Genomic DNA, 12,533 nt, shown 5'->3' with positions numbered 1-12,533 from the left:
TGCACCCACCATGCTGCTGGTGGACAAGGGGGCGCAGGTGGCGGCGTTCACGCTGATGCGCACCACGTCGATGGGCACGAAGCGCTCGGGGGTGCGGGGGGCGTTCATCCCCTCGGTGACCGAGGCGTTGGAGGGCTTCTACCGCAGTGTGGTGCAGCCGTTGCGGGGGTGGGTGCCGCCGGCGCCGAAGCTGCCGGAGGAGGCCACCGGCATGCCTGCGCAGGAGGTCGAACCCCCCGTCCTCGGTGATGACGGAGCAGAGGCTCGGGTAGCTGGCGTCGGCGAGGAGTGACGAGGCCCCTGCTCCCGCGCTTGCACTGCTGGAGTGATCGAAGGCCGGCGGGTGGGCGGACGTCGGTGTCAGGCGTGTGCGGGGGGACGCGGGGGTGTGCTGCCCCGTGCTGGTGGGGCAGGTGCGCGGTTCAGGTGGTGGCGATGCAGGAGACCAGCGTCGCGACAGCGCCGAGCACCGCGGCCGTCCCGCGCAGCAGCCGCCAGGTGACCTTCACGAGGGAGCGGCTGGCCGTCCGGGATCCCCGTGCGATCGCGGTGATGACGTCGAGGGCATCGGCCATCGCTTCCTCCTGGCTCTCGCAGTCGCTGAGCGGCGTGCGTGCTGGCTGATGCTGGATCGGGCGTTGCGAGGCCCGCCTTGAGCTGCACATCGAAGTACGTAGCGCGTCCAGATGTCGGGCGCGCCGCGGTAGTTTGAAGCAGTCTGCACTCCAATGTACTGACCATATGCATTGGTAGTAAGTAGGGTTAGGGGTCATGAGGCGAACGAGATCCCCAAGCGATGAAGTGGCTCCTCGCATGCAGTGATCAGCTACATGTACGGTGCGCACTGTGAGTTTCAGGCAACAAGTAGTGGCTTCGCTACGTGATTTTCTTGCTCCTAGCGAGCTGACGCAGCGGATGAAGGAAGAACTGAGACTCGTCGCAGCCAATGAGGCTGTGGCCGCTCATGTGATCGATGAGCACGAAAATGCCCGAGGCAGGATGCGGCGACGGCAACGCTACCTCTTCGGCGTGTACTGCCTGATGAGCTTGGGAGCCGGAATGCTAGGTGGTGCATTCTTCACTTTCCAGGCCAATCTCGAGAATGAGTTTGCCGCACTGATAATGGGTTTTGCGCTCTTTCTGCTTGTCGGCAGCTACGTTTTTGTCGCAATCCTCAGTTGGCCGACCCAAAGGCGCCGTAGTGATGAGTTGCGTGTTTGGTCGGCCGCTGCTGCAGGGCGTGCCAGCCAAGCTGTGTACGAAGGCGTGGACTTGCAATGGCGAAGGCGCGTCGCGGATGGTATCGCTACTACGGCGCAAGCGTTTCAGAAGCGTCATCGCTACCAGTGGTTCGCCCCGACGTCTATGACGCCGCTAAGCCGAACGACGACTCGCCTGGCGAAAGTTTGCGCTCGTGCGATCCGCACGTTGGTGGAGCGTGCACTGACAACCCACGCCATGCCGGCCCTGCGCGACGATCTTTGGCGCTTGCACCTGCGCGTGGTGGCCGCGGACTTTGAACGGATCACCGCGCTTCGCTACACCACGGACGCGCCAGATCAACATGGCAGGGTAGCCTTGGCGTGACCTGGCAACGGGTGTGGGTAGGTCTGCCGATCGTCGTGGCCGTACTGACGGGCGTCTTCAACCTAATCTGGGGGAGCGACTCCTCGCTCCTCGACCTTTTCAACTCCAGCGCATCATTGCCAACTCCTGCAACCTCCTCAGCTCCGTCGCTTACGCCGTGAATTCTACAATGAAATTTGCGGTGTCTTGTTGTGCTGCTCCATGCGGTCTACCAGTAAGCAGCAATCAGCTCTGCCATCTCCCTCTCCGTGACCGGGAAAGCTGGTAGAGGCTTGCAGTGCGGTCTGGTGACGGTGTGGTGTCACCGAGTAGCGCAGCAGATCTCCTGCCCGTTCCGGTCTCTGATAGTGAGCCTTTTCCATCCCGGCTCAGCTGATGAAGATCAAGGTCTGCATGGCAGCCACGAGGGTGCTCGCCTGCAAAGGTCTGGAGCGGATCTTTCGCAGCACCCGCCAGCTTTTGAGCTGCGCGTTGGCCCGCTCGCCCGGCGCCCGCAAGGCGGCGTGAGCACGGTTGACCACGCGCTGGTTCGCCGACAGCGAGCGGAAGGTGCCGGTGGTGCGGTCCTTGCGGCGTGAGCGCTGCGGCACCCGGACCTCGGGGCAGGTACGACCCACGCCTGGTAGCCGCGATCGGCCGGCACCAGCGCTGCGGTGCCGGCCAGCGCGGTGAGCAGGCCGTGCTTCCAGGCGCAGCCGATGTCGTGGCGTGAGCCGGGCAATGCCGGTGAGGCCCAGATTCAACCGTCCTGCCGGATCGGCGAGGGTGTGCTCCCCCGCTGCGCGGGAGGTGCCCCCAGTTGAGGCCGTGCGTCTGGGGCACCGCTCTGAGGGAAGCTTGCCGGAGTAGTAGGTGCGGTCGCTCCTGACGGCCATGGCGACACGGTCGATGCGCAGCAGCGTCTCGTCCACGACGACGTCGCCCGTGGCCGCCGCCGCCGCAGCGGCCTGCTGCAGGGTGGTGCCATCACCGCCAGCACGGCCACGGCCTCGTGCACGTACCGGTGAATGGTGGCGATCCCGACGCCGAAGCCGGCGGCCAGGTCCGCGGAGCGCTCACCCTTGGGCAGGTGCGCCAGCACCAGCAGCGCCTGCCGGCCTGGCGACAGCTTCCGCCAGGGCGAGCCGATGCGCTCTCGGCGCCGGCGCAGCGCCTGACTGAGCAAGCTCAGGGTGCGGGTGGACATGGGCAGCGCGGGCGGGTGAGGCAGCATGCGAAGCCCCTGGTGGTGCAGACGATCTGGCAATTCCCGTCCTGCCAGGCGCTTCGCTGGTGCCTTCTGCGACCCCGCTCGCCAACAGAATCGAGAGGGCTCACAGTGGGAGGTGTTGCAAGAAATGACGCTGCGCGTGAATCATGATTTCCAATGATTCTTTCTCCTGGCCGAGCAGCCAAGGAAAATGCGACCTGAGGCCGACACATGATTGACCACAGCGCCGTCGGCGACCGGGGGAACGCATAGCTCCCCCGGTCGCCAGGTGTGGAACGAGGCAGTCGCCTGGACAGCCACGGTACGCGGCGGTGCGTGTGCGTAGCAGGTGCCGACATCGAGGCTGGGTCGATGCGAAGCGGTGACGAGCGCTGTCACGGGCCAATCGGGAAAGTGACGGCGATCGAGGCTTGCGGACTGAGGTTCCTCACGCCGAGGCGGATACCGGCGTAACTGCGGGTTGGGCACACCTCTGCGCCAGGAACCAGGCCATACCCCCCACTGCTGGGTCCTGACCACCACTGCACCGAACCATCAGTGCTGCCGATGTTCTTGAAGCAAACCGTGGTTCTGCCGAAGAACCAAGTCGCGAACTCGCGAGACTGGTTGGGCCTCAGCGTGGCACCTTGAGTCGCCTGTGCGGCGCTGGCGCCGCCGACTGTGAGGATGGCGGCTGCAGCGGTAGCGGCGACCGCTCTACTGACAACCGATGTTGCGCTTTTCATGGTTCCTCCTGGCGGTGATGGCGTGTACTGCCTCGTCGACCAGCTAATGACGTCGAGACTGTCACGCCATTTCGGGGTGTGTGCGGTGGATCAATTCTGCGAACGTCCCTGGCCCGGCCAAAAGAGGCTCCTGTCCTGCACCGCCCGGGAGGTTTCTGCTCGATGCCAGGGACTGTCGCCGGAGCTTGGTGGGCGCTGGGCACCTCACTCGTAGGACATGCCTGTCCGACATCCCGCGAGTGATCGGCTGCCTGTTCGCCCATGACGCCGCAGATGCCGCCGTGATCCAGCTTGAACGGAGCTCGCGTGTCGAGAGCTGATCGTGATGGGCTGTTGGCTGCACGGAAGCGGGTGGTGTCCCGGCTCTGGCGGTGGGTTGTCCCGTGACGGTGGGACACTGGTGGTGGAAGTCTTCTCTGATGGCGTCGATGGCGGGTCTGGGGCCCGGTGCTGGGCGGCAGGTCGACCGCGGGTGGGTGCTGGATGCACGCTTGAGCGCGGCCGGGTGGGGGCTTGGGCTGCTGGCGGTGCTGCTGCTGTTGCTGCACGTGGTCGTCCTGGCGATTGAGCGGCCGACGGGTCTGCCGTCGGGGCAGCTGCAGCCATGGTGGGTGCAGGCCGCTCCCACGGTGGGGGTCCTCGGTGTGCCTGTCGTGGGTGTTTTGATCGTGACACGGTTCCCGCGAGCTGCCTACGGGTGGTGGTGGCTGGGGTTGAGCCTGGCGGTTGGGACCGTCGTGGGTGGTGTGGTGGCGATCACCCGGCTCATCACCGGCGGGCCCGTGGCCAACTGGGTCGGTGGACTGGTGTTGAGCTGGGCGTACGTCGGTGTCCTTCTGTGCCTGGTGCAGGTCCTGCTGCTGTTCCCCGACAGTCGACCACCTTCGCGGCGTTGGCGCTGGGTAGCCCGCCTGGCGCTGTGGTGCGCGATCGCGGGTACGGTGGCGGTCACCGTCGCCCCGGTGCCTCAGGGCGAGTCTCCTTCGCCGATCGCTGTTGATGGGGTGCTGGGGACGGTGGCTCTGGGCATCTGGTACGCGGGTACGACAGGGCTGCTGGTACTGGTCCTCGTCTCGACCGCGGCGGTGCCGTGGCGCTGGCGTGGCGCCGGCCCCGCTCAGCGGCGGCAGTTGAAGTGGTTCGCCTGGGGGACGGCGTGGTTCGCACCAGCGTTCATCGTCGCCGCGTTCTTCGATGACTTCTTCCCGGCGTGGGTGAACGCTGTCCTGGTGGCGACGCAGTTCGTGGCTCTGCAGGTCGCGGTAGGTTTTGCGATGCTGCGGCACGGGCTGTACGACGTCGACCGGGTGATCAACCGTACGTTGCTCTACGTGGTGGTCAGTGCCTGCCTGATCGCGGCGTACCTGGGGGTGGTGGTCGTGACCTCGGTGTTCTTGGCGGGGCACCTCGTAGGTGTGCCGCAGGCCGTGGCCACCGCTACGGTCGCCCTGCTGGTCCTGCCGGTGCGGTCGCGGGTACAAAAAGCCGTGGACCGGGTCACCTTCGGGGCTCGCGGGGACCCGTACGCGGTGCTGACCCAACTGGGGCACCACCTGCAGACTGCAGGGGATCCCGAAGCGGTGCTGGTCGGCATCGTCAGATCGGTCGCGCTCACCCTGCGACTGCCCTACGCCGCGATCGCCCTGCGCCGGGGGCAGGATGTGCTGCCCGCTGCCTCCTACGGCGTGGAGCCATCCAACCTCGTCGGCTTTCCGCTGACCTACCAGGGCGATCAGGTGGGCGTCCTGCTCGCCGCGCCCCGCTCGGCGCGCGAGGACCTCACCAGCACAGACCGGCGGCTGCTGAGCGATTTGGCCCGGCATGCCGGAGTCGCCGCGTACGCGTACCTGCTCACCGATGACCTACGACGCTCACGCGCCCGCGTGCTGGCAGCGCGGGAGGAGGAGCGCCGGCGGCTTCGCCGGAACCTGCACGACGGCCTGGGGCCCACGCTTGCGGCGGTAGCGCTCGGATTGGAAACTGCCCGTCGGCGCCTGGACGATCCGTCCCGAGCCGGATCGATGCTGACCCGGCTCGGCATGGACCTGCAAGGCGCCATAGAGGAGGTACGCCGCCTGGCGCACGACCTGCGCCCACCGGCGCTGGATCAGTTCGGCCTGCTCGAGGCGATCCGCGTGGAGGCGCGTCGCTTCGAGACCGAAGCCGCCGCCACGCCGCAAGACACCACGCCACAACCCACTAGGACCCAGGTTGGCTCTACGGCGCACGGCCTGTCCATTGACCTACAGGCACCGGCGGTCGCGCCGCAGCTGCCGGCAGCGGTGGAGGTCGCCGCCTACCGCATCATCGGGGAGGCACTGACGAACGTGGTCCGCCACTCCGGTGCTCGGCACTGCGTCGTTCGACTGCGCTTTGATGAGCACCTGCACATCGAGATCACCGACGATGGAACCGGCCTGGCACCGAAGCACCGCAGGGGAGTAGGACTGACCTCGATGGTGGAGCGGGCCACGGAGGTCGGCGGTCGCTGCGACATCAGCACTTGCGCCGGCTTGGACATCGACGCCGGCACCAGCCCTGATATTCACTCCGTTCGACACGGCACCAAGATCACCGTCCATCTGCCGCTGGAGGCCCCAACATGAACGAGCCGCTGCGTGTGCTGATCGTCGATGATCACCCGATGTACCGCGACGGGCTGCGAGCTGCTCTCGAAGACGACTCCTGCTTGGAAGTGATCGCCGATGCCGCGGATGGGACGAGAGCAACCGAGCTGGCCTTGGAGCTGCAGCCGGACGTCGTGGTCATGGATCTGAAAATGCCCGTGGTCAGCGGGGTAGAAGCCACCCGCATAATCACTGCGGCCAGTCCGCACATCGCCGTCTTGGTGCTGACGATGTTCGACGAGGACGACTCGGTGCTCACCGCCATCCGCGCCGGAGCCCGAGGCTACGTGCTTAAAGGCGCCGGCTCTGACGAGATCGTGCGGGCAATCCACGCCGTGGGCAGCGGTGAAGCTATCTTCGGGCCCACGGTAGCCCGGCGGGTGCTCGACCTGTTCGCCGGGGGCGTGACACCGGTAAATGTGCCGTTTCCCGAGCTGACCGCCCGGGAGCGGGAGGTCCTTGACCTGGTAGCCAGGGCGAGCAGCAACAGGGACATCGCCCATCGGCTGCATCTGAGCGATAAAACGGTGCGCAACCACATCTCCAACATCCTGGCCAAGTTGCAGGTCGCTGACCGAGCGCACGCCATCCTCCGGGCTCGCGAGGCCGGACTCGGACAAGACCCGGCGCGTTAACAGGCTGTTGCATTAGTTCGTAGTGGGTAGTCGTCGAGCGCAGATCAGCGTGATCGCCAGGCGGGCCAGCGCGGTGATGCTGGTAGCGCTGGTGGCGTAGCGCAGCGCCAGGCGCTTGTAGCTGAGCAACCAGCTGATCGTGCGCTCGACCACCCAGCGGTGCCGGCCCAGGCGCTGGCTGGAGTCCACACCGATGCGGGCGATGCGCGCGGTGATACCGCGCCGGCGCAGGTAGTCGCGAACCCGGCGGTTGTCGTAACCCTGGGGGTACCGCCCGCTCGCGGGGGAGCCGCGTGCAGCTTGAGCGGGCGGCGCCGAGGCCGGCCGCGACCGGTGCCCTTGACCGAGCGCTGGCCGTCGAGCAGCGGGGCCAGGAACATCGAGTCGTGCCGGTTGGCGCCGGAGAGCACGACGTTGATCGGTAGCCCGTCGGCGGTGACGAGCAGGTGGTACTTGGTGCCCAGCTTCGCTCTGTCCGTGGGGTTCGGGCCAGTCAGCTCGCCCCTTTTTTCGCCCGGACGCTGACGGAGTCGGCGCTGGCCCGGGACCAGTCCAGCAGGCCCTGCCGGCCCAGCCGGTCCAGCACGGCGCCGTGCAGCTCGTCCCACACGCCGGCGTCCTGCCACTGGCGCAGGCGTCGCCAGCACGTCCAACCCGAGCCGTAGCCCAGCTCGGACGGCTGGGGGCACCTCCCGCGTGCGGGGGACTTGGCCCAGCCGATGCCGGTGCTCAGCACGAAGACGATGCCCTCGATCACTGCCCGGTCCTCGTGGCGAGGCCGGCCGGTGCGCCCACGCGGCGCCGGTGGCGGCGGCGGGATCAACGGCTCGAGCAGCTCCCACAGCTCATCGGTGATCAGTTGGCGAGGCCGAACGGAGGCATCGGTGGCCATGCCGACCAGGCTGCGCCTGGCTCAGCGCGACACACCAGAGCCTCGGACCAACTCCTGCAACGGGCTGTGAAATAGCATTCAATTGCAGTCACGCCATGGCGATAATTATCTGGTTCCGGCACTCTAGTAGAGAGAATCCCCTTTTGCTCATACTGGCAAGTTCCTCGATCGCCTTCGGTTTGCACTTCTTCGCCGCCAGAGCGGCTTCGGCGAGCATTCGGAAGGGCGCCTTCTGCGTGGCGGCGCCAGTTACGGCCAGTGCTACGGAGAGGTCCCGGTCGCCGTCGAGCAGTTTTCTGATGCCTCCTTGTTCTAGTACTGACCGCACCGCTTGCAGGTCTGGCGGATTCACGAAGCGCAGGGCCACGTCCTCGTAAATTCCTCGGCATACCTCGGGCAGTTGATCGATGAAGTGACAAATAGCCACGTTCAGCCAGCTGTTGTCGACAGCTGTGTCTACGAGCTCTTCGTAGACGCGGCTCGCTTGGAGCATGAACTCGCGCGATAGACTAGGCGAGAACGGTTCTCCGTCCCATTGTTCAGCGGCAGGACCGCGTACGGCCACGGCTACGGTGACGCTCCCGCGAGTGACCTGCACGATACGGCGACCATCGGGCGCGCTGGAGTCGTAGAAGACTGAGACGCCACCTTCACCCTCACCCTCATCCTCAGCGGACATGACGCCCTCGACAAGCTTGACTCCATCCACGGAGGCGGTACACACCCCATCCGCTGTGACCACGTGTGCGGGAGCCGAACCGAGGAAGACCATGCGTCGTGCGTGCGCGAACTCGAGGTCGAGTCCCCAGAGCATGGACTCCAGCGAATCCACGTCAAGCGCTGCATCGCCCGACGCACTCGATGCTGCGTCTAGTGAAGAGAGAGTCGGGACGGTGTTGATGTCGTCCTGCAGGTCTTCACCCCGCTGCTGTCCCCGCCGTCCCCGCTCGGCATCGAAGCCCAGTGCTGTGGCATAACGCGGGTCATCGACCGGACAATCGATTGCGGCTAGGGCCTCGAAAAGATCCACCTGCTCCGCTGTCACCTCGCTGATCGCCCACAGCCGATCAGCGAGGTAGGACTTGATGGCATTGGCGTGAGCGATCTCATTATTGCCACGCTCCAGGAGCACGTCGATGAAGGCGTAGTCGTTGTAGAGGTAGCTCCTCAGGAAGGCGAGGCAGAGATCGCTTTCTTCCAATAATCGAGGGCATGCATACCACAGGTGCCGCATCATGGAGCGAACCGCTAAGTACCCCAGGAGGTAGCCACTGCCTTTGGCGTTGAGCTTGTCCGCGTAAACGTTGAGCTTTCGGCTGATGCCTGCCTGACTCATCCTGGCCTCCACCAGGGCGTTGCTGATCGATAGCGCAGACAGTTCTGGATTGCTGGGGCTATCCAGCGGAGCAAAGCCTCGCGCCATGGACAGCAAGGGCGTGGACACGAATGGTGATCGACGGCTGAAGGCGTCGAACTCCATGCCAAGGGCAATGCCCTCCGCCATGGGCCGCAGCATTTTCGTGGCCACCCGGCTGGAGATGTAGTCCATAAGCAGAGGATGATCGGACTTCGTACGCCCTGCTGCACAGTGGAGAGCGCTACGGCGGACCCTGGCATTGAGGATCGCCAGAGTGTTGCCCACCGGTGAGTAGAAGGTCCAGTGGTGGGCGGCTTCGTGCATGACTGGCAGCATGAGCTCGGCAGGCATGGTGCCAGCGCCGATGAGGTGCTCGAACTGGCGCTGCACGTCGACGACTGGGAAGTGGGTGTGGTTGGAAAACAAATCCGTCCAACTCTGCCCCAGACCCATCAGTTGACCATGGAGGACTTCACGGCGTCGAGAAGCGACGAATCCAGGTTCAAACCGTTGACCACCTGCTCGACGACTTCGGCCTGCGTGGTCGACTCGCGCATCTTGAAGCGCAGCGTCACAGATTCTCTCGACCCGTCAGGCTGCACCTTCTCTGCGCGCATTTCATAGGATTCCTCGCGGCGGTGCTTGAGGGCCAGGAGGGTTAGGGCGGTTATGACGAGGGGTGTCACTGCTAGAACAATCAAGGTCACCGGCTCGCCGTGCGCGGTATCAGGCCGTTCCTCCACAATGCTGAGGTCATCACCACCATCGAGCAGTTCTTGCAGGTCGGCGATGTCGTAGGCGTCCAACTGCACGCGCAGCACCTCGCGGGCCTCATCTGCTGTCATTGCTCCCCCTCACCATCGGTCCCGGGTCAAGCCTTACTGACGGTACGCCGCTCCGTGACGCACCGCAGCAATTTGTGCCTGACAAGTTGCAGGTGTGCTATCGGGCGGTCTGCGCAGCGCCAGGTCGTTGGATCCAGCCCATGATCTGGTGATAGGTCAGGACCGTGTCGTTGCTTCACGCAGCGGAGTCTTTGTTGTGCTCGGGTTACTTGGATATGGCCGAGTACATGAAGTACGTAGCAGTGGTGGTGGCGACTCGTGGTGCTGGCCGATGTCTGGCACTGCAGCAGTCTGGAGCTGCCGGTACCGGCTTCAGCGGTGGTGCAGTCGCAGGGTGAGGTGTGCGATGGCGTCGGGCTGGGCCTGGGCGTCAGAGCCGGTGCCGGGGTCGTTGGCGGGGCCATTGTCGGGGCTGGGGCTGGTGGCTGCGCTCCAGCGCACGGGGGTGCTCAGGGTGAGGGTGTCCTCGCCGGCGCGTTCGATCCAGAGGGAGAAGCCGTCCCAGGGTGCCCACAGCCCCCAGCCGTCGTGCAGGGGTGGGCGTGCGGTGCCGGGCAGCAGGTCCTGGCCGGGGACGTCGGCGATGAGGGTGGCGTGCTGGCCGTTCAGTCGCTGGGGGCCGGTGAGGACCTGGCAGGGCAGCAGGTGGCCTCCGTCGGGGAAGGTGCCCGGGGCCAGGGCGTACAGGCTGATCTCGAAGACGCCGCCGTGGATGCGGTGCAGCTCGTCGTGCTCGCGCGGGCGGCCTCGGCGTGCGGCGCTCAGCTGGAGCACGACCCGGGCGGGGTGCTGGTCGGCGGGGTGCTGGTCGGCGGGGTGCTGGTCGGCGGGGTGCTGGTCGGCGGGGTGCTGGTCGGCGGGGTGCTGGTCGGCGGGGTGCTGGCCGCTGTCCTGCTCCCTGGTGCCTTGATCGCGGATGTCCTGCTCGCCGGTGTGGTGGCCGGTGTGGTGGCCGGTGTGGTGGCCGGTGTGGTGGCCGGGCAGGGGTTGGGTGCGCACGGTGACGCTGAGGGTGTAGTCGTCGGCGGGGTGCGCTGGTGCGGGTTCGGTGTGCAGCCACGCCGGGGTGGGCCGGTGCTGGTGCTGCTGGAGGCGTTCTTGGTGGGCCTGGCGCTGGGCGCGCCTGATCCGGCGCAAGCGCTCCTGGTGGTTCAGCGCCTGCTGCAGGCGCCGGCGGGTGGTGCGCTCCAGGGGGTGCACGCGGGCTTGTGGCAGCTGCCGGTGCAGGTGCGCGGCCTCGTCGGGGGTCAGGGCGGCGGTGATGACGGTGCCGGCGTCGTGCAGGTGGGCCAGCGCTCGCTGGTGGTGGTCGTGCACCTGCACGCCTAGGGAGGCGGTGGCGTAGGTGCGTGCCGGGGCCCAGTGGGCCTCTCGGATGGGGTCCAGCACGGCCACGCAGGCGCGGGCGGGCGCGAGCGGGGAGCGTTCGTCGGCTTCGATGGCGTGCAGGCTGCGCTCGGGGGTGGGGCTGGTGGTGAGCACGTGGTGATGGTGGCACCGGCGGTGGCTGGGGTGCTGGTGATCGCCGGGTGTGGTGGGCGTGAGGTACTTCGGCGGGGCGGGGGGTGGGTGGTGGCGGCAGGGGATGGTTCGCCGGTGCGGGGAGTCGTCCTCACCGGTGGTGGCAGAGGGTGAGCATCGCGGGTGTGGAGTTGAGCATCAGTCTGTCGGAGACGGATGTGGCGGTGCTGGATGAGCACGTGCGGGTGGCGGGGTTGCCGTCTCGCTCTGCGGCGGTGCAGCGGGCGATCCGGTTGCTGGCGAGGGAGCAGCTGGAGGCGGACTACGCGGCGGCGTGGGGTGAGTGGGAGCAGCCCGGTGAGCGGGCGGCGTGGGAGGCGGTGACGGGTGACGGCACTGCGGAGTCTGGTGTCGAGCCTGCTGCTGGTCCCGCCGCTGAGCACGCTGCCGAGCAGGCCCTCGAGCCCGCTGGGCACGTCGGAGCCGGTGCTGAGCGTGGTGCCGGGGGTGCTGGTGCGCCGCGGTGAGGTGCGGCTGGTGGACCTTGACCCGGTGCGAGGCGCAGCAGGCGGTGCGGGGGCCGGCAAGCGGCGTCCTGCGGTGGTGGTGAGCAACGATGGGGCCAATGCGGTGGCCGAGCGGTTGGGCCGGGGGGTGGTCACGGTGGTGCCGGTGATCAGCAACACCCCGCGGGTCTTCCTTCCAGGTGCTCCTGGAGGCGCGGGACTCCGGGCTGCGGGTGGAGTCCAAGGCGCAGGCGGAGCAGGTGCGGGCGGTGGCCGTGGAGCGCCTGGGCCCGGTACTGGGGCGGTTGCCGTACCCGGTGATGGCGCGCTTGGATGAGGCGTTGAGGCTGCACCTGGCGCTGTGAGCGCTGTGAGCGCTGTAAGCGCTGTGGTGTCGTGAGCTCGCGGCAGGTGGTGCCGAGCAACGACAGCTGAGCCCCTACTATTGAGGCCGCGGGCCGTCAGGCCCGCCGTGGTACCCCATCGGAATCGGCGCGCAGCGCCGGCCCCGTGGATCCCCTTGGTGTCTCCCGGTCCGCACCGCGCAGCGGGGCGGGGGCGGACCCGCCGGCTCGTGCGCGCAGCGCACGGGTACCCACCACAACGGAACTCCGAGCGCAACGAGGACTTTCTTCCCACCAGCTGAAGCGTGCGGAAACCCCTGAGTGCAGCGAGGGAGTTTCCGCAC

Annotated in this window: 9 protein-coding genes and 4 pseudogenes; 6 read left to right on the top strand and 7 right to left on the bottom strand. The window is 66.9% G+C overall.

Annotated features, from left to right (window positions below; genetic code table 11):
• Positions 1 to 292 (top strand): annotated as a pseudogene (locus tag ACRYR7_RS20375) (hypothetical protein); the annotation flags it as partial.
• 130 nt (positions 293 to 422) lie between these two features.
• Here the strand turns inward: ACRYR7_RS20375 and ACRYR7_RS20370 are convergent.
• Entirely contained in the window at positions 423 to 575 is a 153-nt protein-coding gene (locus tag ACRYR7_RS20370; RefSeq protein ID WP_432573941.1) for a hypothetical protein, read from the bottom strand.
• Between the two features lie 271 nt (positions 576 to 846).
• Here ACRYR7_RS20370 and ACRYR7_RS20365 point away from each other — a divergent pair, with 271 nt between their 5' ends.
• Positions 847 to 1,587, top strand: a complete 741-nt coding sequence (locus tag ACRYR7_RS20365; protein WP_432573940.1) for a hypothetical protein — start codon at positions 847 to 849, stop codon at positions 1,585 to 1,587.
• A gap of 368 nt (positions 1,588 to 1,955) precedes the next feature.
• On the opposite strand, the gene ACRYR7_RS20360 is transcribed toward ACRYR7_RS20365, so the two are convergent.
• Together ACRYR7_RS20360 and ACRYR7_RS20355 are read right to left on the bottom strand one after the other, a co-directional pair.
• Complete coding sequence (locus tag ACRYR7_RS20360; RefSeq protein ID WP_432573942.1) at positions 1,956 to 2,498, bottom strand: hypothetical protein; 543 nt, start codon at positions 2,496 to 2,498, stop codon at positions 1,956 to 1,958.
• A gap of 104 nt (positions 2,499 to 2,602) precedes the next feature.
• Positions 2,603 to 2,773, bottom strand: a pseudogene (locus ACRYR7_RS20355) (helix-turn-helix domain-containing protein); the annotation flags it as partial.
• A 1,225-nt stretch (positions 2,774 to 3,998) separates the two neighbouring features.
• Here ACRYR7_RS20355 and ACRYR7_RS20350 point away from each other — a divergent pair.
• Positions 3,999 to 6,128 (top strand): sensor histidine kinase, encoded by a 2,130-nt coding sequence (locus ACRYR7_RS20350; protein ID WP_432573939.1) that lies wholly within the window; start codon positions 3,999 to 4,001, stop codon positions 6,126 to 6,128.
• The gene (locus tag ACRYR7_RS20345; protein WP_432573938.1) at positions 6,125 to 6,784 is read left to right on the top strand and encodes a response regulator transcription factor; all 660 of its coding nucleotides are present in this window, start codon (positions 6,125 to 6,127) and stop codon (positions 6,782 to 6,784) included. The genes ACRYR7_RS20350 and ACRYR7_RS20345 overlap by 4 nt, the downstream gene beginning before the upstream one ends.
• 12 nt (positions 6,785 to 6,796) lie before the next feature.
• Here the strand turns inward: ACRYR7_RS20345 and ACRYR7_RS20340 are convergent.
• The 4 genes and pseudogenes from ACRYR7_RS20340 to ACRYR7_RS20325 form a co-directional block, all read right to left on the bottom strand.
• Positions 6,797 to 7,676: pseudogene (locus ACRYR7_RS20340) on the bottom strand (IS5 family transposase).
• Between the two features lie 88 nt (positions 7,677 to 7,764).
• The gene (locus tag ACRYR7_RS20335; protein ID WP_432573937.1) at positions 7,765 to 9,486 is read right to left on the bottom strand and encodes a hypothetical protein; all 1,722 of its coding nucleotides are present in this window, start codon (positions 9,484 to 9,486) and stop codon (positions 7,765 to 7,767) included.
• Positions 9,486 to 9,845: a hypothetical protein gene (locus ACRYR7_RS20330; protein WP_432573936.1), complete on the bottom strand. Its 360-nt coding sequence runs from the start codon at positions 9,843 to 9,845 to the stop codon at positions 9,486 to 9,488. The genes ACRYR7_RS20335 and ACRYR7_RS20330 overlap by 1 nt, the downstream gene beginning before the upstream one ends.
• Positions 9,846 to 10,190: 345 nt before the next feature.
• Positions 10,191 to 11,360 carry a hypothetical protein gene (locus ACRYR7_RS20325; RefSeq protein WP_432573935.1) on the bottom strand — a complete coding sequence of 390 codons (1,170 nt, stop codon included), beginning with the start codon at positions 11,358 to 11,360 and terminating at the stop codon, positions 10,191 to 10,193.
• 164 nt (positions 11,361 to 11,524) lie between these two features.
• Here ACRYR7_RS20325 and ACRYR7_RS20320 point away from each other — a divergent pair, with 164 nt between their 5' ends.
• A complete protein-coding gene (locus ACRYR7_RS20320; RefSeq protein ID WP_432573934.1) occupies positions 11,525 to 11,866 on the top strand; it encodes a ribbon-helix-helix domain-containing protein in 342 nt (113 codons plus the stop codon).
• Positions 11,850 to 12,210, top strand: a pseudogene (locus ACRYR7_RS20315) (type II toxin-antitoxin system PemK/MazF family toxin). The gene ACRYR7_RS20320 and the pseudogene ACRYR7_RS20315 overlap by 17 nt, the downstream one beginning before the upstream one ends.
• The last annotated feature ends 323 nt before the right edge of the window (positions 12,211 to 12,533 follow it).

The organism is Kineococcus gurbantunggutensis, assembly GCF_050871925.1.
Lineage (GTDB): Bacteria > Actinomycetota > Actinomycetes > Actinomycetales > Kineococcaceae > Kineococcus.
This window is presented reverse-complemented; position numbering and strand designations above follow the sequence as displayed.